General features: G+C 35.9%; 26 protein-coding genes. 16 read left to right on the top strand and 10 right to left on the bottom strand.

Annotation, left to right across the window (positions count from 1 at the left end; all coding sequences use genetic code 11):
* The first annotated feature begins 290 nt into the window (after nucleotides 1-290).
* Nucleotides 291-803 carry a hypothetical protein gene (locus FORMA_RS00275; RefSeq protein ID WP_069673780.1) on the top strand — a complete coding sequence of 171 codons (513 nt, stop codon included), beginning with the start codon at nucleotides 291-293 and terminating at the stop codon, nucleotides 801-803.
* Here the strand turns inward: FORMA_RS00275 and FORMA_RS00270 are convergent.
* Together FORMA_RS00270 and FORMA_RS00265 are read right to left on the bottom strand one after the other, a co-directional pair.
* Complete coding sequence (locus FORMA_RS00270; RefSeq protein ID WP_197500767.1) at nucleotides 800-1849, bottom strand: tyrosine-type recombinase/integrase; 1050 nt, start codon at nucleotides 1847-1849, stop codon at nucleotides 800-802. The two genes, FORMA_RS00275 and FORMA_RS00270, sit on opposite strands and share 4 nt — an antisense overlap.
* Nucleotides 1850-2033: 184 nt before the next feature.
* The gene (locus FORMA_RS00265; protein ID WP_069673778.1) at nucleotides 2034-3548 is read right to left on the bottom strand and encodes a M28 family peptidase; all 1515 of its coding nucleotides are present in this window, start codon (nucleotides 3546-3548) and stop codon (nucleotides 2034-2036) included.
* A 238-nt stretch (nucleotides 3549-3786) separates the two neighbouring features.
* Between FORMA_RS00265 and FORMA_RS00260 the strand changes: the two genes are divergently transcribed.
* Both FORMA_RS00260 and aroQ read left to right on the top strand, forming a co-directional pair.
* Nucleotides 3787-4767 carry an outer membrane beta-barrel protein gene (locus FORMA_RS00260; RefSeq protein ID WP_083236529.1) on the top strand — a complete coding sequence of 327 codons (981 nt, stop codon included), beginning with the start codon at nucleotides 3787-3789 and terminating at the stop codon, nucleotides 4765-4767.
* Nucleotides 4768-4844: 77 nt separating this feature from the next.
* Nucleotides 4845-5261 (top strand): type II 3-dehydroquinate dehydratase, encoded by a 417-nt coding sequence (gene aroQ, locus FORMA_RS00255; protein WP_069673777.1) that lies wholly within the window; start codon nucleotides 4845-4847, stop codon nucleotides 5259-5261.
* 46 nt (nucleotides 5262-5307) lie between these two features.
* Here aroQ and lpdA read toward each other — a convergent pair whose 3' ends face one another.
* The 3 genes from lpdA to msrB (FORMA_RS00240) form a co-directional block, all read right to left on the bottom strand.
* Nucleotides 5308-6684, bottom strand: a complete 1377-nt coding sequence (gene lpdA / locus FORMA_RS00250) for a dihydrolipoyl dehydrogenase (protein WP_069673776.1) — start codon at nucleotides 6682-6684, stop codon at nucleotides 5308-5310.
* Nucleotides 6685-6779: 95 nt separating this feature from the next.
* Nucleotides 6780-7178 carry a peptide-methionine (R)-S-oxide reductase MsrB gene (gene msrB / locus FORMA_RS00245; protein ID WP_069673775.1) on the bottom strand — a complete coding sequence of 133 codons (399 nt, stop codon included), beginning with the start codon at nucleotides 7176-7178 and terminating at the stop codon, nucleotides 6780-6782.
* Complete coding sequence (gene msrB / locus FORMA_RS00240; protein WP_069673774.1) at nucleotides 7175-7648, bottom strand: peptide-methionine (R)-S-oxide reductase MsrB; 474 nt, start codon at nucleotides 7646-7648, stop codon at nucleotides 7175-7177. Before msrB (FORMA_RS00240) ends, msrB (FORMA_RS00245) begins: the two co-directional genes overlap by 4 nt.
* A 127-nt stretch (nucleotides 7649-7775) precedes the next feature.
* Here msrB (FORMA_RS00240) and FORMA_RS00235 point away from each other — a divergent pair, with 127 nt between their 5' ends.
* From FORMA_RS00235 to cmk, 5 genes are all read left to right on the top strand, one after another.
* On the top strand, nucleotides 7776-8594 hold the full coding sequence (locus tag FORMA_RS00235) for a M48 family metallopeptidase (protein WP_069673773.1): 819 nt from the start codon (nucleotides 7776-7778) through the stop codon (nucleotides 8592-8594).
* A gap of 56 nt (nucleotides 8595-8650) precedes the next feature.
* Nucleotides 8651-9967 carry an MFS transporter gene (locus tag FORMA_RS00230; RefSeq protein ID WP_069673772.1) on the top strand — a complete coding sequence of 439 codons (1317 nt, stop codon included), beginning with the start codon at nucleotides 8651-8653 and terminating at the stop codon, nucleotides 9965-9967.
* A 156-nt stretch (nucleotides 9968-10123) separates the two neighbouring features.
* Nucleotides 10124-12574, top strand: coding sequence for an endopeptidase La (lon, locus tag FORMA_RS00225; RefSeq protein WP_069673771.1), 2451 nt, complete (start codon nucleotides 10124-10126; stop codon nucleotides 12572-12574).
* A gap of 84 nt (nucleotides 12575-12658) precedes the next feature.
* Nucleotides 12659-13678 carry a type IX secretion system protein PorQ gene (gene porQ, locus FORMA_RS00220; protein WP_069673770.1) on the top strand — a complete coding sequence of 340 codons (1020 nt, stop codon included), beginning with the start codon at nucleotides 12659-12661 and terminating at the stop codon, nucleotides 13676-13678.
* Nucleotides 13678-14361: a (d)CMP kinase gene (cmk, locus tag FORMA_RS00215; RefSeq protein WP_069673769.1), complete on the top strand. Its 684-nt coding sequence runs from the start codon at nucleotides 13678-13680 to the stop codon at nucleotides 14359-14361. The genes porQ and cmk overlap by 1 nt, the downstream gene beginning before the upstream one ends.
* A gap of 50 nt (nucleotides 14362-14411) precedes the next feature.
* Here the strand turns inward: cmk and FORMA_RS00210 are convergent, their stop codons facing one another.
* Nucleotides 14412-14789 (bottom strand): LysM peptidoglycan-binding domain-containing protein, encoded by a 378-nt coding sequence (locus FORMA_RS00210; protein ID WP_197500766.1) that lies wholly within the window; start codon nucleotides 14787-14789, stop codon nucleotides 14412-14414.
* Nucleotides 14790-15058: 269 nt separating this feature from the next.
* Between FORMA_RS00210 and rpsA the strand changes: the two genes are divergently transcribed.
* The 6 genes from rpsA to FORMA_RS00180 all read left to right on the top strand — a co-directional run bounded on the left by rpsA (nucleotide 15059) and on the right by FORMA_RS00180 (nucleotide 21451).
* Nucleotides 15059-16885, top strand: coding sequence for a 30S ribosomal protein S1 (gene rpsA, locus FORMA_RS00205; protein ID WP_069673767.1), 1827 nt, complete (start codon nucleotides 15059-15061; stop codon nucleotides 16883-16885).
* Nucleotides 16886-17036: 151 nt separating this feature from the next.
* Nucleotides 17037-18623 (top strand): NADP-dependent glyceraldehyde-3-phosphate dehydrogenase, encoded by a 1587-nt coding sequence (locus FORMA_RS00200; RefSeq protein WP_069673766.1) that lies wholly within the window; start codon nucleotides 17037-17039, stop codon nucleotides 18621-18623.
* Between the two features lie 106 nt (nucleotides 18624-18729).
* On the top strand, nucleotides 18730-19269 hold the full coding sequence (gene pyrR, locus FORMA_RS00195; RefSeq protein WP_069673765.1) for a bifunctional pyr operon transcriptional regulator/uracil phosphoribosyltransferase PyrR: 540 nt from the start codon (nucleotides 18730-18732) through the stop codon (nucleotides 19267-19269).
* A 3-nt stretch (nucleotides 19270-19272) separates the two neighbouring features.
* Nucleotides 19273-20202, top strand: a complete 930-nt coding sequence (locus FORMA_RS00190; RefSeq protein ID WP_069673764.1) for an aspartate carbamoyltransferase catalytic subunit — start codon at nucleotides 19273-19275, stop codon at nucleotides 20200-20202.
* A complete protein-coding gene (locus FORMA_RS00185) occupies nucleotides 20202-20534 on the top strand; it encodes a hypothetical protein (protein ID WP_069673763.1) in 333 nt (110 codons plus the stop codon). Before FORMA_RS00190 ends, FORMA_RS00185 begins: the two co-directional genes overlap by 1 nt.
* Before the next feature lie 11 nt (nucleotides 20535-20545).
* The gene (locus FORMA_RS00180) at nucleotides 20546-21451 is read left to right on the top strand and encodes a ribonuclease Z (RefSeq protein ID WP_069673762.1); all 906 of its coding nucleotides are present in this window, start codon (nucleotides 20546-20548) and stop codon (nucleotides 21449-21451) included.
* A 15-nt stretch (nucleotides 21452-21466) separates the two neighbouring features.
* Here the strand turns inward: FORMA_RS00180 and FORMA_RS00175 are convergent, their stop codons facing one another.
* The 3 genes from FORMA_RS00175 to FORMA_RS00165 all read right to left on the bottom strand — a co-directional run bounded on the left by FORMA_RS00175 (nucleotide 21467) and on the right by FORMA_RS00165 (nucleotide 23922).
* Nucleotides 21467-22135 (bottom strand): DUF2071 domain-containing protein, encoded by a 669-nt coding sequence (locus FORMA_RS00175; RefSeq protein ID WP_069673761.1) that lies wholly within the window; start codon nucleotides 22133-22135, stop codon nucleotides 21467-21469.
* A gap of 349 nt (nucleotides 22136-22484) precedes the next feature.
* Nucleotides 22485-23279, bottom strand: a complete 795-nt coding sequence (locus FORMA_RS00170; RefSeq protein WP_069673760.1) for a TIGR02757 family protein — start codon at nucleotides 23277-23279, stop codon at nucleotides 22485-22487.
* Entirely contained in the window at nucleotides 23260-23922 is a 663-nt protein-coding gene (locus FORMA_RS00165; RefSeq protein WP_069673759.1) for an ABC transporter ATP-binding protein, read from the bottom strand. The genes FORMA_RS00170 and FORMA_RS00165 overlap by 20 nt, the downstream gene beginning before the upstream one ends.
* Nucleotides 23923-24017: 95 nt before the next feature.
* Between FORMA_RS00165 and msrA the strand changes: the two genes are divergently transcribed.
* Both msrA and FORMA_RS00155 read left to right on the top strand, forming a co-directional pair.
* Complete coding sequence (gene msrA, locus FORMA_RS00160) at nucleotides 24018-24578, top strand: peptide-methionine (S)-S-oxide reductase MsrA (RefSeq protein WP_069673758.1); 561 nt, start codon at nucleotides 24018-24020, stop codon at nucleotides 24576-24578.
* Complete coding sequence (locus FORMA_RS00155; RefSeq protein ID WP_069673757.1) at nucleotides 24547-24825, top strand: hypothetical protein; 279 nt, start codon at nucleotides 24547-24549, stop codon at nucleotides 24823-24825. Before msrA ends, FORMA_RS00155 begins: the two co-directional genes overlap by 32 nt.
* A 3-nt stretch (nucleotides 24826-24828) precedes the next feature.
* Here FORMA_RS00155 and FORMA_RS00150 read toward each other — a convergent pair whose 3' ends face one another.
* Nucleotides 24829-25335: a DUF6787 family protein gene (locus FORMA_RS00150; protein ID WP_231924990.1), complete on the bottom strand. Its 507-nt coding sequence runs from the start codon at nucleotides 25333-25335 to the stop codon at nucleotides 24829-24831.
* Nucleotides 25336-25358 lie beyond the last annotated feature (23 nt).

Below are 25358 nucleotides of genomic sequence, written 5' to 3'. Positions count from 1 at the left end.
CTGAGTATTATACTGTATATTATTTTTTATTTTTTATTTCTATGGCTATTCATTCTAATAAATATGATAATTTATGCTGAAAGATTTGGAACACTTGGAATTGGTCCAATAACGGGAATTGGGGGTTTAATTAGTTTTTGGCTTTCGTATAAAGTTGTTAAGTTTATTTGGGAAAAACTTACAAAACCTAAACCATAGGCATATCTTCCTCTTTCAGTTCTGCTATTTCTAAACCTCTTAAGTAGATTAGACTTATATTTCTTACATTTGAGAATATAAACATTTTAATTATGAAGAAATTTTTGTTGTTAGCTTTAATTGTTTTAGGCATTACTTACTCCAATGCCCAGTCATTATCTGTTAATGAAGTATTCGATGTTTTGACAAAATGGGAAGGGCAATGGAAAAACAGTGCAGTTTTTGAAGAATCTGTATGGATACGAGAAAGCGTTAAAACTCGTGGGAGAACAAGCTCAAGTTTAATACTTTCCAACAATTACCTTGAGATAAACATTAATAATGGAGATAACACATCAAAACATATTATTTGTTACGACCAAAACTCAAAAAAATTCAATAGATGGGAATTTAAAAATGATGGTGCTAATACTTTTTGGATTGGAGAATGGAATAAGAAAGACAAAACTATGACTTGGGATTTTATAGATTTTTCGGGAAATGGAATCGTTGGTCAAATTATTGAAAGTATTGCATCAGAAGAAGTTATTAATTCAGAAATTATTATGAAAGACAAAGACGGAAACACATTGCTTAAAATTAATTCCACTAAAATCAAAATCTAAATCATAGGCATATCTTCCTCTTTCAATTCTGCTATTTCTAAACCTCTTAAGTAAGTCAAAGACACATTTATTGACGAATGACCCATAGCTTTCTGTAGCTTGGTTATTGAACCTGTACGCTTGAATATTTCTATAGCCCCTGTGTGTCTAAAAGAGTAGAGTGTTTGGTCTTGCTCAAGCAGTTTAGAAACCCTCTTAAAACGCCCCCAAAGTGTCTTAAAATAGTCTTCATTTAAAGGTCTTATAGTATCTGTAAATATATTGTGTTGAGGTTGTCCTTTAACAAGCAATTCTCTTATGTAAATAGGCACAGGAACTATTCTGTTTTTACCCGATTTGTTTCTATGACCCGATAAATGAATATAACCTAAATCATCACTAAAGTCAGACCACTTTAATTCCCTTATTTCTCTATGTGGTCTTAACAAACATCCATAGGTCATTAAACAACACAAATACAAGTTATCACTAAACAACTTAATCTCATTAAGGATGAGGTTTATATCCTTGTAAGGTTTGTGCAGTTTAGCCTTTGTTTTCTTGGCTTTTATGCTTTCCATAGGATTGCTATTCATACCTATGTTCCTTGCTTCATTTATAAGCACATTTAAGTGGCGTTTAATGGTGTTATACGACACGCCTAAAGCATATTGATTAAGATAGGATTTAACGTTGTTAGAAGTGATATTTTCATCTATTAAGTAAGACACTAATCCATCATAAGCAAACCTCAACATAGACTTGTATTTGTCTGAATATTCCCCTTTTATTTTGTTGTCTAATGCTAACTTTAAATACTGCTTATCAGACTTACATATAACTCTTATAGGGTCTTGAATACATAAACCACTTGAAATAAACTTAAACACCTCTGCGGCTAATAGTTGTGCTATCTCATAGCGTTTAGCTACAGGGTACGAATTAGGATAGAGATTAGAATTAATTTTTGAACCATTAAACAACCTATAGCGCTTACCATTATTATAAAACACTACATAGAAACGTTGCTTGTTATCAGACTTAATTTTAGGGTATTTAACACTCATTTTTGACACACTTTTGACAGACATTTAGTTTATGCATCTTTAAGTGTTTTAAAATCAAGTGATTATGTGGTTAGAGCGCCTGATTGTGGTTCAGGAGGTCGTCGGTTCGAGACCGATCTTCCACCCCAAAATAAAAAGCTTCTCCATTTGGAGAAGCTTTTTTGGTTTATTAATTAGAAACCAATTATTTTGAAGCCTTATCGACGACAATGCGGTCAGCTCTATTGGCCAGTTCCCAAGCGGTATAAAAAACAAGACGTGTTCTGTTTTCTAGTAAATCATATTGAATTTTATCTGGCGTGTCCGTAGCTCTATGGTAATCGGCATGCGTTCCGTTGAAATAAAATATAATAGGAATATTGTTTTTGGCAAAATTGTAGTGATCAGATCGGTAGTAAAAACGATTGGGGTCATTTTCATCATTATAAGTATAATCTAATTCAATGTTACTGTACTTTTTATTGACTTCCTCAGAGATGTTATGCAAATCCGTGCTTAATTTGTCACTTCCAATAAGGTAAATATAATTCCGTTTTCCATTCTTCCTTTTTGGATCAATTCTTCCAATCATATCTATATTGAGATTAGCTACTGTGTTTTCTAGAGATACGACTGGGTTATAGTCTGTGTAGTACTGAGAGCCCAACAATCCTTTCTCTTCAGCTGTAACGTGTAAAAAAACAATAGAGCGCTTTGGGCCTTCACCATTTTCTGCCGCTGCTTTAAATGCCTCTGCTATTTCAAGAATCGCTACGGTGCCAGACCCATCATCATCTGCACCATTAAAAACTTCACCATCGTGCATTCCAATGTGGTCTAAATGGGCGGATAAAATTATGTATTCATCAGGCTTCTCTGTTCCGGGGAGTATTGCAACTACATTTTTTGATGTTATGGGTTCTGAACTATTATTGAATGTAATTTTAATATCCTTTTTGAAAGTTCCATTAGAACTTTGAATCAGTTGATCTCCCAGTTTTTTACCACCCAAAAAGCCGTAATAGGATTTTGAGTCTACATCTAACGCTAAAGTACTTTCCCCACCGCGTTCTTCAACGGCTTTATAATAAGACGAATAACGCTTGAACATGGCTTGGTCGATCAATATAAATGCTTTAGCACCCAATTCTTTAGCAATATTTCTTTTAGAACTTAATGATTGTCGGCCATTAGACCATTTGGATCTGTCTTTAGATCTAGTCACTAGATATTTTCCATCTTCGTCTTTTGGCTCTCCTTTAATAGCGACAACAAGCTTCCCGCTAACATCCAAATTTTCGTAGTCATTATATAGTGTGCTTTTTATACCGTATCCGGCAAAAGTAAACTCATCAACTTCAATAGTGGTTGTTTCTCCTGAAGAAACCGCTATAAAATCATCGTAATATATGTAATTAGCTCCATCGATTGAGATGTTTACTTTGGGTGTCTTTATTACTTTTAAGGGTACATTTTGAAAATAATCTCCATTGGCTTGTGCTGGGCTTATTCCCAAGGCTTGGTATTTATTTTTGAGGTATTCTACAGCAATAAGTTCACCTTCTGTTCCAGCTTCTCTGCCTTTAAACTTGTCAGAGGCGTAGGTGTATAGTTTGTCTTTTAATCCGTTTGCATCTATATTGTTAGAGTAGGATGTGGGGTTTTGCGCAAAAACTATTGCAAAAAGCAATAAAAAATGAAGGGTTAGTTTGTTTTTCATGGTAAATTATTTTTTTATGTATGCTGTTAAACAGCTGCAAATTTCGGATATTTAAGCCAATATTTGCTAAAATTTAGTTAAAATAATTACAACACCCGCTTTCCTCTATTCCTTCTTAAAAAATCCATAAAGTGCACGATTTTACCGTTGAAATAAAAAAAAAATTGGATTTTATGCCAATCCGTTAATTATTTTATATAGCTTTGTACCATTAATCATAAACAAAAAAAAATTAATTATGAAAAAATTAATTACTTTAATGTCTCTAGCCGTTGTTGGTTTAACATTCGGTCAAGAGGAAGAACCAAAGTTCAATGTATCTGGTTCAGTAGATGCTTATTACAGAGCAAATTTAACATCAGCTAATGATGAAGATGGTACTGGAGATTACAGTGCTTTCGCTAATGATTCTGGATTCTCATTAGGTATGGCCAATGTAACTCTTTCTTATGAAGGAGAAAAAGTTGGTTTTGTAGCCGATATGGCTTACGGACCTAGAGCGGATGAGTGGAACGGTGGCGTAGTAAACGAAGCATATGTTTACTGGAATGTTAACGAAAAAGTTAGTTTAATGATGGGTCGTTTCAACTCTTGGATGGGTTATGAAAGAATCTCTGCTGCTAACAATTTCCACTACAGTATGTCGCACATGTTTACGTATTCTGCTCGTAACTGGAATGGTTTAGTAGGTCAGTTTGACCTTGGCAACGATTTCAATTTTGGTGTTGCTGTTATGAATCCAACAGATGTAGTAACTGGTAATACTACTGGTGATTATTCTATCGCTGCTGGTATTTCTAAAGGTGATACAGGTATTTCTTTTGCTAGTAGCCAAGAAAGAACCTACATCGATTTCAAAACTGCAGTTAATCTTGGAAACATCAATGTAAAGTTAAACGTGCATAATGCTGATTTCGGTGACGAAGGTTTTGCTTTGGGTGAATCATTCACATCTATATCTGCTTACCCTCAAATTAAGTCGTCAGATAACTTGTCTTGGGGTCTTCGTTTAGAGTATATGATGATTAAAGATTCAATTGTTGGTGATGACTTAAATGTATTTACACCAACATTGACTGCTAACTACTCAGTTGGAGATCTTACAATCATCCCAGAGTTAAGATTAGATTCTGCTAGTGAGGATATTTTCACAGATAACGATAATGATGCTGTTGGTGGTAAAACAGCATTTATGTTAGCTGCTGTTTACAGTTTCTAAAACTTGCTTAACAATAAATTTAAAAGCGGTGCTTCGGCATCGCTTTTTTTATGCCATAACTTTTGTATTTTTACCACATGAAAAAAATTATCATTATCAATGGTCCTAATCTCAACTTGTTAGGTAAGCGCGAGCCAGAAATTTACGGTTCCGAAACGTTTGAAGATTTTTTTGAAACATTAAAATCTCAATACCCTCAGTTTAAAATTGAATATTTTCAGTCCAATATTGAAGGGGAGTTGATTGATAAGTTACATGAAGTTGGCTTTTCATATGACGGCATTATTCTTAATGCTGCTGCCTACACGCATACTTCTGTCGGTATTGGTGATGCTGTTAAAGGAATTTCTTCTCCTGTTATAGAAGTTCATATCTCAAATACATACAATAGAGAAGAATTTCGTCACCATTCTTTTATTTCACCCAACGCTAAAGGAGTTATCTTAGGATTTGGTCTTGGAAGTTATTCTTTGGCGCTTCAAAGTTTTACATAAAAAAAGACGGTCAAAAGACCGCCTTTGTTATTTGTTCAGGTTTTAATTAGATGTGTATGACTTCATCATAAGCATCTGCAACAGCTTCCATCACTGCTTCACTCATTGTTGGATGAGGATGAACCGTTTTAAGAACTTCGTGGCCAGTAGTTTCTAATTTTCGACCCAATACTGCTTCAGCAATCATATCAGTTACACCTGCGCCAACCATATGACAGCCCAGCCATTCACCATATTTGGCATCAAAAATAACTTTTACAAAACCTTCTGTATTTCCACCAGCACTTGCTTTTCCAGAAGCTGAAAATGGAAATTTACCTACTTTTATGTCAATTCCTTGTTCTTTGGCTTGTGCTTCAGTCAATCCAACACTAGCTATTTCGGGGCTGCAATAGGTACAGCCCGGAATATTACCGTAATCTAAAGCCTCAATATGGTGTCCAGCGATTTTCTCAACGCATAAAATCCCTTCAGCAGAAGCGACATGGGCTAGGGCTGGTCCAGGCGTAACATCGCCAATGGCATAATAGCCTGGTATATTGGTTTGGTAAAAATCATTGACTAGAATTTTATCGCGATCAGTTACTATACCTACATCCTCCAAGCCTATGTTTTCAATATTAGTTTTTATTCCAACAGCAGAAAGTACGATGTCTGCTTCAAGAGTTTCTTCTCCTTTTTTGGTTTTTACAGTTGCTTTTACTCCTTTCCCAGATGTATCAACGGCAGTGACCTCAGTAGAAGTCATAATTGTAATTCCACTTTTCTTAAACGAACGTTCAAGTTGCTTAGAGACATCTTCATCCTCAACGGGAACAATTCGAGGCATGTATTCAACTACAGTTACTTCAGTACCCATTGCATTGTAGAAATAGGCAAATTCAACTCCAATTGCTCCAGAACCAACAATGATAAGTTTTTTTGGTTGCTTTTCCAACGTCATTGCTTTTCGGTAGCCAATCACTTTCTCTCCATCTTGAGCTAAACTTGGAAGTTCACGAGAGCGCGCTCCTGTAGCTATAATGATATGATCTGCGCTGTACTCTGTACCATCAACATCAACTTTTTTACCAGCTTTTAGTTTACCGTATCCAGAAATGACGTCAATTTTATTTTTTTTCATTAAAAATTGAACGCCTTTGCTCATGCCTTCAGCCACATTACGACTTCTGTTGACTACAGCATCAAAATCTTTGTCGTATTCACTTACTTTCAGGCCATAATCTCCTGCATGCTTAAGGTATTCGAAAACTTGTGCAGATTTTAAAAGTGCTTTGGTGGGGATACAGCCCCAATTCAGACATACGCCTCCAAGACTTTCTTTTTCAATAACAGCAGTTTTAAGCCCCAATTGAGAAGCGCGAATTGCAGTTACATACCCGCCTGGTCCACTTCCCAAAACAATCACATCATATTTACTCATAGGTACAGTCCTTTAGTTGTTAGAAGTTGCAAATTTACAAAACCTAAATCTATAAATAAAAAAGAAATGAACTAAAGTAGCTACAGATATTTGCCCTATTGAGAATTTTTAAAAGTCAAACTCAAAGAATTCACACAGTAGCGGGTTCCAGTTTCCGTTGGCCCGTCGTTAAACACATGCCCTAAGTGGCCCTCACAAGAAGAACAAACGATTTCTGTACGCATCATACCATGACTTTTATCTAGAACATAGCTAATATTTCCTTTGATGGAAGCATCAAAACTTGGCCATCCACAGCCTGCGTCAAATTTTGTTTGGCTTTTAAACAATGGTGATTTGCAACCTGCACAATGGTAAATTCCATTTTCGAAATGCATGTTATATTGGCCTGTATGAGGTCTTTCGGTCCCTTTTTTTCGAAGAATGGTATATTGAGCTTCATTGAGCTCTTTTTTCCAGTCCTCTTCTGATTTTAAAGTTTTGTTTTGATTCATTTTTTGGCTATAAATTTTAGTGCTGCACCGTTGATGCAATGACGTTTTCCAGTGGTTTCTCTTGGCCCGTCGTTAAAAACATGTCCTAAGTGTCCACCACAAGTTGCACAGTGCTCTTCAGTTCGTGCAACCCCTATGTTGTAATCAATAGAAAAAGCGACATTTCCTTTTATTTCGCGGTCAAAACTTGGCCATCCCGAGCCCGAGTTGTATTTGTGTTCACTTATGAAAAGTGGGGTAGCGCAAGCCGCACAAGCATAGACTCCTGGGCTGTAATTTTTGTCCAATGGGCTGGAAAAAGCTCGCTCAGTACCTTCTTGACGCAACACATAATACTGCATTTCTGTGAGCTGTTTTTTCCACTCAATCTCTGTTTTTTGTATCTTAAAGGCTTCCTTTTTTTGGGCTTCGGACTTGCAGGACACTAACAAAACACTGATGAGAATGAAGGTTAAATTTTTATAATACATGGGTAAGTTTTATTTATTAAAATTAGCTATTTTTAGAATTAAATTATATTTTTTCACAAAACTTTGTGACTATTACCTGTTTGTCGTGTTTTACAATGGAATACTTCTTGATACTTAATATTAATGTATGAAAACTTATTTTTTATTTTTTTTAATGATTTTTGTAGTGATCTCATGTGCTACAAATCCTTTCACAGGGAAGAAAACCATGGCATTAGTGCCTAACTCACAAATTTTGCCCATGGCTTTTGAACAGTACAATCAATTTCTTTCTGAAAACAAGGTAGTAACTGGGACTGCAGAAGCAGACATGGTAAAACGTGTTGGTCAACGTATTTCAATAGCTGCTAAACGTTGGTTAGATGCAAATAATTTTCCTGGTTATTTGAAAGACTATAAATGGGAGTACAATTTGGTTGAAGACGAGACGGTGAATGCATGGTGTATGCCTGGTGGTAAAATCGTGTTCTACACAGGTATTATGCCAATTGCATCTTCCGAAACAGGTGTAGCTGCCATTATGGGGCACGAAGTAGCTCATGCCTTAGCAAACCATGGTCAGCAACGTATGAGTGCAGGATTGCTCCAGCAAGCGGGTGCAGCAGCAGGGAATTTTGCTTTTAAGGATGATAAACAAAGAGATATTTTTAATATGGCTTATGGAGTAGGTACAACCGTTGGAGGTATTTTACCCTTCAGCAGAGGACACGAATCTGAAGCCGACAAAATTGGGGTTTATATCATGGCTATAGCAGGGTACGATCCTTACGAAGCTTCTAAGCTTTGGGAGCGTATGAAAGCCAGTAAAAGTGGTAAAAAAGGACCACCAGAATTTTTAAGTACCCATCCGTCAAACGATTCACGAATTGATAATCTTTCAGCACTGGCTCCAAAAGCAAAAGCTGAAGCAGAAAAATTTGGGGTTACTCAATTTAGACAAAATTGAACTATATTAAAATAATTAACTAAATTGTAAGCTGCTTATAAAAAAGCAGCTTTTTTATGAAGAAACTTGAAAGAGGTAGTAAAAAGCTCATCAATGCTTGGGCTTTTTATGATTGGGCCAACTCAGTTTATCCACTAGTGATAAGTACAGCGGTCTTTCCAATTTACTACAGCAGTATGGCGAGCTCTTTTGCTAATATTGAGGGTAAAATAGGTTTTTTAGGAGCACTTTGGAACCCCACAACTTTATACGACTACACCTTAGCTTTTTCTTTTTTAATTGTAGCATTTATTTCTCCAATACTTTCTGGTATTGCAGATTATACAGGCGATAAACTAAAGTTTCTAAAGCGTTTTTGCTTATTGGGATCCATCTCAGTTATTTCCCTATTTTTCTTTAAAGGCGAGTCCACGCTTTGGATAGCTCTTTTATGCACTGTCTTTGCCAGTATTGGGTTTTGGGGCAGTATTGTTTTTTACAACGCATATTTGCCTGAAGTTGCTTATCCTGAACAACAGGATGCGGTAAGTGCCAAAGGATTTATTTATGGTTATGTTGGCTCAGTTTTATTGTTGATTTTTAGTCTTGTTTTGGTTCAAAAACCAGAATGGTTTGGAATTACTGACCCAACGTTTGCGCCACGAATTACATTTGCATTGGTAGGGGTTTGGTGGTTTGGTTTTGCCCAAATTACTTACAAGCGTCTTCCAAAAAATGAACTTAATCAAAAATCTGATAAGGAATACATATGGAATGGTTTTTTGGAATTAAAATCAGTTTTTAAGTCTTTAAATTCACAAAGCCACCTGAAATATTTTTTAATGGCTTTCTTTTTTCTGAGTGTCGGAGTTCAAACCATCATATTAATGGCTGGTATTTTTGGTAGTGAAGAATTAGGCCTGCCAACATTTAATTTGATATTAACTATTCTAATCGTTCAAATTGTTGCAATCTTTGGCGCTTATCTTTTTTCAAAACTTTCCGATAGAATTGGCAATATTTCAACCCTTAAAATTACGCTATGTATTTGGGGGTTAGTCTGTTTTATAGCTTTTGTTTTAGATAAAGACCAACCCAATGTTGATAATTATTTCTATGCAATGGGCATTGTCTTAGGTTTTGTTTTGGGTGCAACCCAGTCCTTAACACGCTCTACCTATTCTAAGTTATTACCCGAAACACAAGACCACGCCACCTACTTTAGTTTTTATGATGTAACCGAAAAAATCGCTATTGTCCTTGGAATGATTGTTTTTGGTTTACTCATCGCCATCACAGGATCGATGCAATATTCTGTCTTAGCTCTTGCCGGTTTCTTTTTCATGGCCTTTCTGTGTCTCTTTAAGCTCAAGAGAACAAAATATGTTCGTTAATAAAAGTTTACTTCATCAGTAGATTGGCACAAGAATTGTCTTTTAGGTGTTGTATTTGACCTAATCAACTTCGTGTTAGTGTGTCAATACAAATATTTTTAAACGACTAAAATCTAATATTTTCTGTTTCACATGACAGAATGACTTATAATTGATATGAATAACCCAAAATATAAATTACTTGACAGTTTGTCACTCCAAGATTTTGATGAAAATTCAGAATTGATTCCGCTCATGACTACAGAAGATGAGGAGGTCATTAAAAATGAAAGCCTTCCGGATTCTCTTCCAATACTATCCTTGAGGAATACAGTGCTTTTTCCGGGAGTAGTTATTCCTATTACCGCTGGCCGTGATAAATCTATTAAGCTAATTAATGATGCGAATAAGGGATCAAAAGTTATAGGCGTGGTGGCACAAAAAGACGAGAGTGTAGAGGATCCAAACTTTGACGATATTCACAGTATTGGAACCGTTGCACGAATTTTGAAAGTCTTGAAAATGCCAGATGGCAACACAACGGTTATCATTCAAGGAAAAAAGAGATTTGAAATTACTGAATTGGTTTCTGAGAATCCGTATATGACCGCTAAAATAAAGAGTGTTGATGAGTTCATTCCCAAAAAAGATGACGTAGAATTTGTTGCCGCAATAGAATCTATCAAGGATTTATCTTTAGAAATTATAAAACAAAGCCCAAACATTCCGTCTGAAGCATCTTTTGCGATCAAAAACATCGAAAGTAATTCGTTTCTCATCAATTTTGTGTCCTCAAACATGAGTGTTTCAGTTGTTGAAAAACAAGCTTTGCTCGAAGTTAATGATTTGCATCAGCGGGCTTTAAAGACGTTGAAGCACATGAATGTTGAGTACCAGCGTTTAGAGCTTAAAAATGATATTCAGTCTAAAGTTCAGCACGACATGAATCAGCAACAGCGGGAATATTTTCTTCAGCAACAGATTAAAACCATCCAAGAAGAACTTGGGGGGGTTAGTTATGAGGAGGAAATAGAGGATATGAAAAAGCGTGCCTCAGCTAAAAGTTGGGACACGAAAGTAAAAAATCACTTCAATAAAGAATTAGGTAAACTTCAAAGGATGAATCCACAGGTAGCTGAATATTCTATCCAGCGCAATTATTTGGATTTATTTTTAGATCTGCCATGGGATCATTTCAGTCAAGATAATTTTGACTTGAAACGCGCTCAAAAGATATTGGATCGTGATCATTTTGGTTTAGAAGAAGTAAAACGTAGAATCATCGAATACTTGGCTGTCTTAAAACTTCGAAACGATATGAAATCGCCGATTTTATGTTTGTACGGTCCTCCAGGAGTTGGAAAAACTTCTTTGGGAAAATCTATAGCTGAAGCATTAGGCCGTGAATATATTCGTATTTCGCTTGGTGGATTGCGTGATGAAGCAGAAATTAGAGGGCATCGCAAAACGTACATAGGCGCTATGCCTGGTCGAATTTTACAGAGTTTAAAAAAAGCAGGAACTTCAAATCCAGTTTTTGTTTTAGATGAAATTGATAAGTTATCAAATTCTCATCAGGGAGATCCTTCTTCGGCTATGCTTGAAGTTTTAGATCCAGAACAAAATGCAGAGTTTTACGATAACTTTTTGGAAATGGGTTACGATTTGTCTAAAGTCATGTTTGTTGCCACCTCAAATAGTTTAAATACCATCCAACCCGCTTTATTAGATCGTATGGAGATCATAAACGTCAATGGTTATACAATTGAAGAAAAAGTCCAAATAGGAAAAAAATATCTTCTTCCAAAGCAATTAACGGAGCATGGGCTAACGACAAAACATTTGAAAATTGCACAACCTCAGTTGGAGAAGATTGTTGAGGGCTATACAAGGGAATCCGGAGTTCGTGGTTTGGAAAAACAAATTGCAAAGGTAGTGCGTTATGCCGCTAAAAATATAGCCATGGAAGACGATTATGCTGTTAAAGTATCAAACGACGATCTCATCGAAATTTTGGGGTCTCCTAAGCTTGAACGAGACCGCTACGAAAACAACAGTGTTGCTGGCGTAGTGACTGGTTTAGCTTGGACACGAGTTGGTGGGGATATTTTATTTATCGAATCAATTCTTTCAAAGGGCAAAGGTGCACTTAATATTACTGGTAACCTTGGAAAAGTCATGAAAGAGTCAGCTACAATAGCCATGGAGTACATCAAGGCAAACGCTGAGGATTTTGGCATTAAAAATCATGTTTTCAGTGATTATAATGTTCATATTCACGTTCCAGAAGGAGCCACACCTAAAGATGGACCTAGCGCCGGAATTACTATGCTAACTTCTTTAGTGTCTTTATTTACACAACGAAAAGTAAAGAAAAACTTGGCTATGACTGGTGAAATTACTTTGCGCGGTAAAGTTCTTCCAGTAGGGGGTATAAAAGAAAAAATATTGGCAGCAAAGCGTGCTAAAATTAAAGAAATCATATTGTCCAAAGCTAATAAAAGCGATGTGGATGAAATTAATGCAAATTACTTAAAGGGCCTTACGTTTCATTATGTTTCCGAAATGCGCGAGGTTATTGATTTGGCCGTTACCAAAACAAAAGTAACCCACGCCAAATCACTTTAGTTATAGAGCATTATTCTACCCTAAGTTTAAAATAAAGCAAGCAATAACTCGTTTTGTAATTGAATTAGTTATTTTTGAACGCCAATGAGGATATTAGTTACGCTTATTTTAGTTTTTGCTGCACCATCATCAGTTTTTGCTCAATTGGGTGGTGAAGCGACGTATCAGTTCCTCAACCTCATGTCCTCTCCTCGACAAGCTGCACTTGGTGGTAAAGTGATTACTAATGTAGACTATGATGTTACTCAAGGGCTTTACAATCCGGCTTCCATTAATGTAGAGATGGATAATCAACTGGCATTAAATTATGCCAATCATCTTGGTGATATACGCTACGGTACTGCAGCCTACGCTTATACTGTTGATAGAAGAACACAAACATTCCATATTGGCGCTACTTATGTTGATTATGGAACTTTTGATGGGTACGATGAATTTGGGAATAGTACGGGCTCCTTTACGGGCAATGAAACGGCTATTTCGTTTGGATATGCTTTACAAATTGGGTACTCAGACTTTTATGCTGGTGCTAATGTAAAACTTATATCGTCTAAGTTAGAGCAGTACAATTCTTTTGGAGGAGCTTTGGATTTTGGATTGGTTTATCTTAATGAATACCTCGAATTTAATGCAGCGCTTGTGGTACGCAACATTGGAACACAATTTACAACCTATGCGGGCCTGCGGGAACCTTTACCCTTTGAAGTGGACTTGGGATTTAGTCAAACCTTGCAATTTGTACCTATTCGCTGGCATTTAACTTTCGAAAACTTGCAAAAATGGCCAATAGCTACAGCCAATCCTGCTCGTGCTACATCAGATTTAAACGGAAATCAGACACAAGAGAAAGTAGGTTTTTTTAGCAACTTAATTCGCCACACATTGGTAGGAGTGGAGTTGTTTCCGGACAAGGGCTTTAACCTTCGTTTAGGCTACAGTTTTAGGCGAGCCGAAGAATTGAGAATTTTGGAACAGCGCAACTTTTCAGGTTTATCTTTTGGGGTTGGCTTAAAGTTTAATAAATTACGTTTCAGTTACACTCATGCTCGCTACTCATCAGCAGCAAACACTAGTTTTTTAGGTGTACAGATAAGTTTACAATAATGAAGAAAATTATTATAGCCATTGATGGGCACTCCTCAACAGGAAAAAGTACTCTAGCCAAGCAACTTGCCAAAGCGTTGGATTACATTTATGTTGATTCTGGGGCTATGTATCGTGCAGTTACCTTGTATGCTCTTGAGCAAGGATTTATTAGCGATAAAAAACTTGATACCGATGCTTTGATTTCAAACATTAAAAACGTCAATATTGAATTCAAAAAGCAAGGAAACAATCCAACCGTTCTTTTTTTGAATAACAAAGAAGTGTCCTCAAAAATTAGAGGTATGGAAGTTTCAAATTTAGTTAGTAAAGTGGCAGCATTGCCCGAAGTCCGTAAATGTCTTGTTAGAGAACAACGACGAATGGGAGAACAAAAAGGCATTGTTATGGATGGAAGAGATATTGGAACCGTAGTCTTTCCAAACGCAGAGCTTAAAATTTTTATGACGGCTTCTGCTCAAACACGTACCCAACGCCGCTATGACGAGCTTAACGCCAAAGATGAAACTGTAGTTTTTGATGAAGTTTATGAAAACATCACTTCACGCGACTATAAAGACTCCACCAGAGCCGATTCCCCACTTACACAAGCCAAAGATGCACGTGTTTTAGATAACACTAACCTCACACAATCTCAACAATACACAATAGTCATGGACTGGATTAAGGATTTGATAGATTAATCTTTACAAAAAAATAAAGACCGAGGTTATCGGCCTTTATTTTGATAGTTTTAAAGGTTAGGAATCACCAGTTCTTGGTTAGGGTAAATTAAATCTGGATTTTTTAGAATATCCGAATTGGCTTGAAAAATTTGTTTGTACTTCATAGGATCCCCGTAGTAGTGTCTTGCAATTTTACCTAAAGTTTCGCCACTTTTTACTGTATGACGGTGGTATACACTTTCATCGGAAACTTTAATATCAGCTTTAATGTCGGATGGATTTTGTCCTCCAACAGCTTTAATTTCATCCCAAATAATATTTTTTTCGTACTGTGTTTTGGCTGTTCCTTTAATTTTCAGAACGCCATTTTCTTCAGAAACATCGCCATTTTGGATATTCAACTCGGTACCTAAGTCCAGCACAGATTGGTATTTTTGTTTGATCATAATAAGTAGATTTATAGGGTTATATTAATTTTAAAATTAGACTATTTTTTTTAGTTTTCAACTTTTTGAAATTATTTTTTCACCTTTGAGAAGCTATCTATCTCAAAATCATAGATATAAATATTTGTCCAAATTATAGATTAGTCGTATTATTGCACTCTTCTTAGCAAAAAGGTTGGAGAGAAGAATTAAAATTAAACTAACACTTCTGTGTGTTTTTGCAGTAAATCTAACCATTAGAACACATGGAATACAAATTTTAATCAGCTATGGCTGAAGAACAAACTACAAATACGGAAGAGTCTATCCAAGACACTCCAGTTGTTGAAACAACAAACGAAGCTCAAACTAATCCCGAGCAATTTTTAAAAGATTTTAATTGGCACAATTACGAAGAGGGTATAGACCCTGTTGCAGACGAAAAGCTCGATGAATTCGAGAAGTTGGTCTCTGAAAACTTTGTAGAAACCCTTGACGATCAAGTTGTCGAAGGTACCGTTATTCACATGACTGAGCGCGATGCAATCATTGATATCAACGCAAAGTCTGAAGGTGTGATTTCTCTAAATGAATTTAGATACAATCCAAAACTCAGCGTTGGTGATAAAGTTGAGGTACTTATTGACGTTCGTGAAGATGCTACGGGACAGCTTATACTTTCGCACAGAAAAGCTCGTGTTATCAAAGCATGGGATCGTGTCATTGCAGCTAACGAAACTGGCGAAATCGTCAATGGTTTTGTGAAGTGCCGTACCAAAGGAGGTATGATCGTTGATGTATTTGGTATTGAGGCATTCTTGCCTGGTTCTCAAATTGATGTTAAGCCAATTAGAGACTACGACCAATACGTGAACAAAACTATGGAATTCAAAGTAGTGAAAATCAACCACGAATTTAAAAACGTTGTTGTATCGCACAAGGCGCTAATTGAAGCTGATATTGAAATTCAAAAGAAAGAAATCATCAGTCAACTAGAAAAAGGTCAAGTACTTGAAGGTATTGTCAAAAATATCACATCTTACGGCGTATTTATGGACCTTGGTGGTGTCGATGGTCTTGTACATATTACAGACCTTTCATGGTCTAGAATTAACCACCCAAGTGAAATCGTTGAACTCGACGAGAAGCTTAATGTTGTAATCCTTGACTTTGATGAAAATAAATCAAGAATTCAATTGGGTCTTAAGCAGTTAAGCAAGCACCCATGGGATGCACTTGGTGAAGACGTTAAAGTTGGTGACGAAGTGGAAGGCAAAGTTGTTGTTATTGCTGATTATGGTGCATTCATTGAAGTTGCAGAAGGTGTAGAAGGATTAATTCACGTTTCTGAAATGTCATGGTCTACGCACTTGCGTTCCGCACAAGATTTTGTGAGTGTTGGAGATGTGGTTAAAGCACAGATTTTGACCCTCGATCGTGAAGATCGTAAAATGTCTTTGGGTATCAAGCAACTTTCGCAAGATCCTTGGACAGACATTACGTCTAAATTCCCTGTTGGATTCAAACATACTGGTGTCGTAAGAAACTTTACAAACTTTGGTGTATTTGTTGAAATGGAAGAAGGTATCGATGGACTGATTTACATTTCAGATTTATCCTGGACAAAGAAAATCAAGCATCCAAGCGAATTCTGTGCTGTTGGTGATCAACTTGAAGTTGTTGTTCTTGAATTGGATGTTGAAGGCAGAAAATTGAGTCTTGGTCATAAGCAAACTAAGGAAAATCCTTGGGACAAGTATGAGTCTGAGTTTGGTTTAAATACCAAGCATACTGCTCCATTACTTGAAATTGTTGACAAAGGTGCTACTGTACAATTTAATGATGATATTGTTGCATTTATCCCATCTCGTCATTTAGAGAAAGAGGATGGTTCTAAGCTTAAAAAAGGCGAAGAAGCAGAATTTGTTATTATAGAATTCAGCAAAGAATTCAAGCGCGTAGTTGCGTCGCATACTGCAGTGTTCAAAGCCGAAGAAGTGAAAAATGTAAAAGCTGCAGCCAAAAAGGCCGCAAAAGCTGCGTCAGAAGCCAAGACAACCCTTGGTGATGCAAACGAAGCGCTTCAAGCATTGAAAGACAAGATGGATGGTAAATAGTGCCAACCGGATATAAATAAAAAAAACTCTTCGAAAGAAGGGTTTTTTTATTTATAATAACTTGATTTTCAATTTTTTAAATAATTAACTTTTTTTGTATTTATAAAAAATCGTTATTCTTAATTTTATAATTCATTAAAACAAAAAAATTATGGGTTTCCAGAACATCCCTGAGCAATTTAAAATCAACTCTTTAATTCATCAAAAAACCTATTTAGTTGACGGAGAATTAAAACAATGGAAAGGCGCTACTTCCGATGTGTATTCAACTATTTCTTCAACAGAGGATTATGCACCAACACTATTGGGTTCTATTCCTTTATTGGAAAAAGAACAAGCTATGGAAGCTCTGGATGCTGCTTCTAGTGCATATAATAATGGTCAGGGTTTGTGGCCAACTATGAAAGTCGCTGATCGCATTGCTTGCATGGAAAAATTTGCAGTGCAAATGAAAACTAAACGAGCCGAAGTGGTTAAATATCTAATGTGGGAAATTGGCAAAAACCTAAAAGACTCGGAAAAAGAATTTGACAGAACGGTAGATTATATTTTCGATACCATAAACGATTACAAACAACTAGACCGCAACGCCGCTAAATTTCATAAACACTCTGGTGTATATGCGCACATTAGAAGAGGTCCACTTGGAATTGTGCTTTGTTTAGGACCGTATAATTACCCGCTTAATGAAACATTTGCTTTATTGATACCTGCGCTCATCATGGGAAATACAACAATTTTTAAACCAGCTAAATTAGGAGTTCTTCTACTTACTCCATTGATGGAAGCTTTTCAAAATAGCTTCCCAAAAGGAGTTGTAAATATCCTTTTTGGTCGTGGTCGAACTTTAGCCTCTCCGTTGATGGAAACGGGTAAAATAGATGTGTTGGCATTGATTGGGCATAGTAACTCTGCCAATGCGCTTCAGAACGCCCACCCAAAGAAAAATAGACTCAGAAGTGTCCTCGGTTTAGAAGCAAAAAATCCAGCTATTATTCTCCCTGATGCGGATTTAGATTTAGCAGTACGAGAATGTATCGCGGGAACTCTGTCCTTTAATGGGCAACGCTGTACAGCACTAAAAGTATTATACATTCATGAAACTATCTTTGATGCATTCAAAGATAAGTTTTGTGCCGAGGTAGATGCACTTAAATTTGGTAATCCCTGGGAAGAAGATGCAATGCTCACTCCACTTCCTGAAGAAAATAAACCAGATTATATTCAAGGCTTAATCGATGATGCTAAATCAAAGGGTGCAACAATTCTAAACTCTAGAGGAGGAGAACGCACCGAAAATTATATTTTCCCCTCTGTTCTTTATCCAGTTGACAAAACCATGGATGTTTATCATGAAGAGCAATTTGGACCTGTAATTCCAATGATGACCTTTACAGATATACAGCAACCCCTTGATGATATGGCAGAATCGAACTATGGACAGCAGGTAAGCGTTTTTGGTAAAAACACCTCAACTTTAGCACCGCTTATCGATACACTTGTTAATCTTGTTTGTCGTGTTAACTTAAATAGTTCTTGTCAGCGTGGTCCGGATGTGTTTCCGTTTACCGGCCGTAAGGATTCTGCTTTCAGCACCTTAAGCGTTCGCGATGCCTTGAGATCGTTCTCAATTAGAACTTTTGTAGCAACTAAGGACAATCCCTACAATAGTGAAATTTTGAAGGAAATGCTCGATGCGAAACAATCTAATTTCATAAGTACAGATTATTTGTTGTAGTCGTTTGTTTATTGTTCAGGATTAAATTTTAAGCATTGAAGTTTAAAGTAAGATTTGTATATCAAATTTTTCTATTACCTTTGCGCACGAATATGTTGAAATTACTATGAGTCAAAAAGTTTTACTGGACGAAAAAGAAGTAAACATCATCCTCCATAGATTGGCTTGTCAACTTATTGAAAAACACAACGATTTTTCTAACACCATTTTAGTGGGTTTACAACCCCGTGGACGGCATCTTGCTGACCGACTCACACAAGTACTAGAATCAGATTATAATATTGCAGACCTACAGGTGGGTTACTTAGATATTACATTTTACAGAGACGATTTTAGGCGATCCGAAAAAGTTTTGGAGGCTAGTGCAACTGAGATGAATTTTGTTGTAGAAGGTAAGAAAGTTATTTTCATTGATGACGTATTATATACTGGACGAAGTATTCGAGCAGCCTTGACAGCCATTCAGTCCTATGGAAGACCGAAAAATATAGAGTTACTTATTTTAATTGATCGTCGTTTCAGTAGACATTTACCAATTCAGCCCGATTACCGTGGTCGTCAAGTTGATGCCATTGACGATGAAAAAGTTATTGTAAACTGGAAAGAAACACAAGGAGAAGACAACGTTTATTTGATAAAACAATAGATTATGAGTACATTGAGTGTAGATCACTTATTAGGAATTAAACACCTCACAAAAGATGATATTCATTTAATATTTGAAACTGCAGATCATTTTAAACAAGTTATTAATCGCCCCATAAAAAAGGTGCCTTCTTTAAGAGATATCACTATCGCCAATTTATTTTTCGAAAATTCTACGCGTACTAAACTTTCTTTCGAAATTGCCCAAAAACGACTTTCGGCTGATGTAATTAATTTTTCAGCCGCTCAATCCTCTTTAAAAAAGGGTGAAACGCTCATCGATACTGTCAACAACATATTATCTATGAAAGTTGATATGGTGGTAATGCGCCACCCTAAACCAGGAGCAGCAGAATTTTTGATGCGTCATGTGGATGCAAAAATCATCAATGCTGGTGACGGTACCCACGAACACCCTACACAAGCTCTTTTGGATACTTATTCTATTCGTGAAAAATTAGGCTCAGTAACTGGTAGAAAAGTTGTAATAGTTGGCGATATTTTACACAGTAGAGTAGCTCTTTCTAATATTTTTGCTTTAAAATTACTTGGTGCGGAAGTCATGGTTTGTGGTCCTAAATCACTTATTCCAAAACACATTGAAGACTTAGGAGTAATTGTCGAAACCAATCTAAAAAAAGCACTTCAATGGTGTGATGTGGCTAATATGCTTCGTGTTCAAAACGAACGTATGGAGGTGAGTTATTTTCCATCAACCCGAGAGTATACCCAGCAATATGGAGTAGATAAAGCGTTACTAGACGATTTAGATCAACCTATAGTTATAATGCATCCCGGTCCAATCAATAGAGGCGTAGAAATCACTAGTGATGTCGCAGATTCTGATCAAGCTATAATTTTAGACCAAGTTGAAAATGGTGTTGCTATTCGTATGGCTGTAACCTATTTGTTAGCTTCAAAAATTGAATCTTGATGAATTTCAAACTAAAAGCTCATAATGCATTACTCTATCAAGAACAGCAAGTTTATTCTGATTTTATAGATTCATTTGATGTTCATTACGCAGATTTTAAATCTCATAATATTATTGTTCATACAGCATCCAACCAGCCGCCTGATATAATATTTATAGCGGCTCTTTTGAAGCGATCTCATGTTCACCAAGCCAAAAAAAAATCATTTGTTGTCGTAGCTTCAGAATGGTCAATAAACGATTTCCCTAACGAACTTGTGGTCGTCCCCACTTCGCAAGAGGCTGAAGATCTTATTGAAATGGATGAAATGCAACGAGATTTAGGATTTTAAAATTATAAGTTGTGAAATTAACCATATTAGGTTGCTACAGTGCTACACCTAGAATTGCTGCCCATACTACAGCTCAAATTCTGGAAACACGAGGCCATGTTTTTTTGATTGATTGTGGCGAAGGTACACAAATGGAGCTGAGAAAAAACAAGATTAAATTCAATCAAATTAAGCATATTTTTATTTCGCATCTTCACGGAGATCATTGTTTTGGATTAATAGGTTTGATTTCTACTTTCCGCTTATTGAATCGCGAAACTAATCTTCATATTTATGGTCCAAAAGGACTAAAGGAACTTATTCTAGTTCAGTTAAAACTCTCTAATTCATGGATTAATTTTGAATTAATTTTTCACGAAATAGAGTCCTTCAAATCTGAACTAATTTATGAGGATGATAAACTTGAGGTCCGCACTATTCCATTAGATCATAGAGTATATACAAATGGGTATTTATTTAAGGAAAAACCATTTGACCGCAAATTGGATATTGATGCGGCCGAAGCCAACAATATAGATGTGGCCTATTACAGAAAGTTAAAACAAGGTGAAGATGTACTGAACAATGATGGTATTTTAATTTCAAACAGTGCGGTAACTTCTAAGGGATTAGTGCCAAAGTGTTATGCCTTTTGTAGTGATACTGCATACAAAGAAGATATCATTCCATTAATAAACGAGGTTGATGTTTTATACCATGAGTCTACTTTTTTGGAGGCACATGCCAAACTTTGTAGTAAAACTAAACATTCCACAGCGAAACAAGCCGCCACTATTGCCAAAAAAGCTAAAGTAGGAACTCTTATTTTAGGACACTATTCATCACGTTACAGCGATTTGGAAGAATTTAGAACAGAAGCTTTAGCCATATTTAAAGCAGTTGAGCTGGCTAGAGACGGAAAAACTTTTCAAATTTAATATTGGCTTCTCTAGTTAGTTATTGTTTATTGAGTACGTAACTAGTCTTTCCGCGTAATGCATGACATCAGGAGGTCTAGAAAATACCTTTAGATATTTTGGGTAATCAACTAATATGTATTTTGGTTTTAATCTTCTTAGATTTGGGGGTTTTTGAAGAATATTAAATTTTTTAACCCCTTTTTTATAACCTCTATAAAGTGCTGAATGTTCTGTAAGCCATACTTCTAGTTTTGATTTTACCTTAATTTGTTTTCCGATTCCATATTTAATATGAATAAGACTGTTTTCTTTGAGGTTTTTTGTTTCAAACAAGTAACGATTGTTACTTATATTTTCAGATTTAAAGAAAACTATTGGGTGAATTTTCATTAAAAGCCAGGGCAATAAACCATTCCGCTCCATTTTCAAATTATAGATTCCTGCACGTTCATTGAATTTAACATAGGTCCTAATGTTTAAATCATATAACTTAGAGAAAGAATTTACTTTTTCAAAACCTATGATTGAGATCCAATAGTTTCCGTCAAAATTATCCAATTCAAGTTTTTTGGGAATAAGTTTTCTTAATAGTTTTTTTTGGACTTTGTAGTGCAAGAAAAGAACATCGTTACATCTGGGGTGTTGTGTAGTTGCTTTTTTAGTCAAAGGCGCAGGCCAATGCATTTTGTAGGTGTTTTGCATATTTGGGATTTCAATTTTAAATTAATTATAAATAATCATAAACGCGTCGACTTAGTAAAAATGTGATTCCTAGTAGGGTTATTATATACAACAACCTTTTGGTTTTTGAATATCGAATCTTTTTTACAATTATATTGATGAAATAAGTATATATGCAAACTGAAGTTATGTCCGTAATAATATCAATTTTTCTCATGACCAAAATTTATATAATATTAACAAAAACTATTCCTAAAATCCAAAACGAAGAATCTAAGGTTTATAAATAAGTTAATGAGATTAATGAGAATTACCTAATAGAGTAATAATATTTTTTTTGCAAAAGGTCCTTTAATTTATAAAAAAGAAATTAAAAGTCTTCAAAAACCCCAAGACCAAAAAGAGCAAAATCGTATTTGACAGGGTCTTTATGATCCATTTTTCGAAGATTATGGTCTAATTCTTCTAAAGCTTTTGCATCATTTTGCCTTCTATTGAGCAGCCCTAATTTTCGCGCAACATTTCCGGAATGGACGTCCAAAGGACAGGAGAGTTGACTTGTTTTAATGCTGTTCCAAATGCCAAAATCAACACCGGTATTATTTGGTCTTACCATCCAGCGTAGAAACATATTGATACGTTTTGCCGCGGAGTTTTTCAAAGGGTCACTTATATGTTTTTGAGTTCGTTTATTGTGTTCAATTTCAAAAAAGTGCATTTTGAATTTATGAATTGCATATTGAAGATCTTTATTGGCATAGCGTGAAAATAGTGCTTCCATACCATTGTGTTTGGTGTAAATATGGTTTAGGCTTTTAATGAATTGCATGGCGTCCGTAGCATTAAATGTGCGATGTACAAACCCTTCAAAAATATTTAAATCTTGTGTTTGATGCGCCATCACAAATTCAAAAGGTGCATGATCCATAAGAGCCATCAGCCGGTTTGCATTTTTTATGATACTCTTGCGGTTGCCCCATGCTATTGTTGCTGTAAGAAAAGCCGCGATTTCAATGTCTTCTTTTCTTGAAAATAAGTGGGGTATTTGTATGGGGTCGCTTTCAATGAATTTTGTGGTGTTGTATTGCAAAACCTTTTCATCCAAAAACTGTTTGAGTTCAATAAAGCTAAATCCGCTAAAGGATTCATGATGAGACTTGTCCATCAGTCATTGTTATTTTTCGGTCAGCCATTGCCGCTAATTCTTCATTGTGCGTTACAATGATAAAGGTAAAGCCAAAAGCGTCTCTGAGGTCAAAAAATAATTGATGTAATTGTGCAGCAGATTTACTGTCTAAATTTCCTGAGGGTTCATCAGCAAGTACAACAAGAGGGTCATTGACTAATGCTCGAGCAACGGCAACGCGCTGTTGTTCACCACCAGAGAGCGCATTAGGTTTGTGGTGAAGCCGCTCACTGAGTCCTAAAAAATTTAATAGTTCTTTTGCTTTTTTAAGCGCATTGCTTTTTGGAGTTCCTTTGATGAAAGCAGGAATACATACGTTTTCCAGCGCTGTAAATTCAGGAAGTAGCCGATGGAATTGAAAAATAAAACCTAGATGATCATTTCTAAATTTTGCCAACTGTTTTTCATTGAGTAATCCAATAGTCGTGTTGTTGATGCTTATTTTAGAATCTTTGTCAGGAGTGGGTTGATCCAAGGTGCCAAGAATTTGAAGCAAGGTAGTTTTTCCAGCACCTGATGCACCAACAATCGAAACAATTTCTCCTTTGTTTACTTTTAAATTCACGCCCTTTAGCACATGTAAACCTTCGTAGTATTTATGTATGTTGCTGCCTTGAATCATGTTTGTAAATTTAAAGGATATGTCGTTGATGTGCAATCTTATTGTATTTTTTTAAATTTAACTTTATTAAATTTGTTTCTTAATAGTTTATAATTATGGATCAAGCTGTATTTTGCGGGGGTTGTTTTTGGTGTACCGAAGCTGTTTTTAAGCGTCTTAATGGAGTTTTTACCGTCCGTTCGGGGTATACAGGTGGATTTATTAAAAACCCAGCTTATCGCGAGGTATGTCAGGGCAGAACAGGGCATGCCGAGGGCATCATTATCGAATACGACGCTACGGTTGTTGCATACTCGGATCTTCTTGAAGTTTTTTTTGCAACGCATAATCCGACAACATTGGATAGACAAGGCTATGATGTTGGTACGCAATACCGATCTGCTATTTTTTACACTAATCTGAGTCAAAAAGAGTCTGCACAGCATTATATTGAACTTCTTAATGCCTCTAAAGTGTTTCCAGATCCCATTGTTACGACATTGGAACCCTTAGAAGTTTTTTATGAAGCAGAACAAGAACATCGCGATTATTATGACCAAAATTCTGACCAATCTTATTGTCAATTTGTGATACTCCCCAAAATAAATGTTTTAGAACAACGTTTTAAAAGTAAACTTAAATCTAATGAACCTACACCCCCTAAAAAGATCTCATAAACTTATTTTTGGCCTCTTTTGCGATCTGATGGGGTATGTGTCTTTTGTTTTTCCTCTGTTTGATTTTATTTGGGCACCGCTTTCAGCTTATTTAATGGCTAAACTCTACAAGGGTAAGCAAGGAAAAATAGCAGCAGTTATTGTTTTTATTGAAGAGGCTCTTCCATTTATTGATGTCGTTCCTACATTTGCCATAATGTGGGTGTATACCTACTGGGATACATTAACGAAAAGGAACTCAGAATAACAACTATTTATCTAAAAATCGGCCAAGGCCAAACCTTCTCAGCATTTTTTTTTCAAAATCCCAAAAGAATTTGAATTGCCCAAGCACAAAGCCCCAAAAGACAAGCAAGATTTGATAGAAGATCAAACTCACAAAGACAAAAACGATTCCATACAAAATCGGGCCAAAGTTTTCTGAGGATATCCCTATCAATTTTATAATAGGGCGGCCCACAAATACGGAAGATGAACCCGTAATGGCAAATATTATAAAAATTCGGATTAATTCCCAGCGCTCATTCACTATCCATTTGGATTCCATTTTTTTGATGCTAAACACAAAAAACTTTAATATAAAAATACCCAAGACAAATCCAATTAACATGTTCAATAGCAATGAAAATTCGAAAAGTTTAAAACAAAGTCTATATCCTAGGTAAAAGGAGGTGGCAATGCCTAAAAAAGGGTAAAGTAGCTGCCAATTTTGGCTGATTTCCCAACGAGATATAAAGGATTTAATGCGGTTTTTCATGCCCGCAAAGATAGTATAATATT

This window comes from Formosa sp. Hel3_A1_48, from assembly GCF_001735715.1.
GTDB lineage: Bacteria > Bacteroidota > Bacteroidia > Flavobacteriales > Flavobacteriaceae > UBA3537.
Note: the sequence above shows the minus strand (reverse complement) of the source record. Positions and strands in the feature narration are given on the sequence as shown.

Coding starts and splice junctions, on each gene's coding strand:
- porQ (WP_069673770.1), top strand. CDS start 12,659: ATGAGGATATTAGTTACGCTTATTTTAGTTTTTGCTGCACCATCATCA.
- msrA (WP_069673758.1), top strand. CDS start 24,018: ATGGATCAAGCTGTATTTTGCGGGGGTTGTTTTTGGTGTACCGAAGCT.
- lon (WP_069673771.1), top strand. CDS start 10,124: ATGAATAACCCAAAATATAAATTACTTGACAGTTTGTCACTCCAAGAT.
- FORMA_RS00155 (WP_069673757.1), top strand. CDS start 24,547: ATGAACCTACACCCCCTAAAAAGATCTCATAAACTTATTTTTGGCCTC.
- FORMA_RS00165 (WP_069673759.1), bottom strand. CDS start 23,922: ATGATTCAAGGCAGCAACATACATAAATACTACGAAGGTTTACATGTG.
- cmk (WP_069673769.1), top strand. CDS start 13,678: ATGAAGAAAATTATTATAGCCATTGATGGGCACTCCTCAACAGGAAAA.
- FORMA_RS00170 (WP_069673760.1), bottom strand. CDS start 23,279: ATGGACAAGTCTCATCATGAATCCTTTAGCGGATTTAGCTTTATTGAA.
- FORMA_RS00275 (WP_069673780.1), top strand. CDS start 291: ATGAAGAAATTTTTGTTGTTAGCTTTAATTGTTTTAGGCATTACTTAC.
- lpdA (WP_069673776.1), bottom strand. CDS start 6,684: ATGAGTAAATATGATGTGATTGTTTTGGGAAGTGGACCAGGCGGGTAT.
- FORMA_RS00210 (WP_197500766.1), bottom strand. CDS start 14,789: ATGATCAAACAAAAATACCAATCTGTGCTGGACTTAGGTACCGAGTTG.
- FORMA_RS00150 (WP_231924990.1), bottom strand. CDS start 25,335: ATGAAAAACCGCATTAAATCCTTTATATCTCGTTGGGAAATCAGCCAA.
- FORMA_RS00260 (WP_083236529.1), top strand. CDS start 3,787: ATGAAAAAATTAATTACTTTAATGTCTCTAGCCGTTGTTGGTTTAACA.
- FORMA_RS00235 (WP_069673773.1), top strand. CDS start 7,776: ATGAAAACTTATTTTTTATTTTTTTTAATGATTTTTGTAGTGATCTCA.
- aroQ (WP_069673777.1), top strand. CDS start 4,845: ATGAAAAAAATTATCATTATCAATGGTCCTAATCTCAACTTGTTAGGT.
- rpsA (WP_069673767.1), top strand. CDS start 15,059: ATGGCTGAAGAACAAACTACAAATACGGAAGAGTCTATCCAAGACACT.
- FORMA_RS00230 (WP_069673772.1), top strand. CDS start 8,651: ATGAAGAAACTTGAAAGAGGTAGTAAAAAGCTCATCAATGCTTGGGCT.
- FORMA_RS00265 (WP_069673778.1), bottom strand. CDS start 3,548: ATGAAAAACAAACTAACCCTTCATTTTTTATTGCTTTTTGCAATAGTT.
- FORMA_RS00270 (WP_197500767.1), bottom strand. CDS start 1,849: ATGAGTGTTAAATACCCTAAAATTAAGTCTGATAACAAGCAACGTTTC.
- FORMA_RS00190 (WP_069673764.1), top strand. CDS start 19,273: ATGAGTACATTGAGTGTAGATCACTTATTAGGAATTAAACACCTCACA.
- msrB (WP_069673775.1), bottom strand. CDS start 7,178: ATGAATCAAAACAAAACTTTAAAATCAGAAGAGGACTGGAAAAAAGAG.
- pyrR (WP_069673765.1), top strand. CDS start 18,730: ATGAGTCAAAAAGTTTTACTGGACGAAAAAGAAGTAAACATCATCCTC.
- FORMA_RS00185 (WP_069673763.1), top strand. CDS start 20,202: ATGAATTTCAAACTAAAAGCTCATAATGCATTACTCTATCAAGAACAG.
- FORMA_RS00200 (WP_069673766.1), top strand. CDS start 17,037: ATGGGTTTCCAGAACATCCCTGAGCAATTTAAAATCAACTCTTTAATT.
- FORMA_RS00175 (WP_069673761.1), bottom strand. CDS start 22,135: ATGCAAAACACCTACAAAATGCATTGGCCTGCGCCTTTGACTAAAAAA.
- msrB (WP_069673774.1), bottom strand. CDS start 7,648: ATGTATTATAAAAATTTAACCTTCATTCTCATCAGTGTTTTGTTAGTG.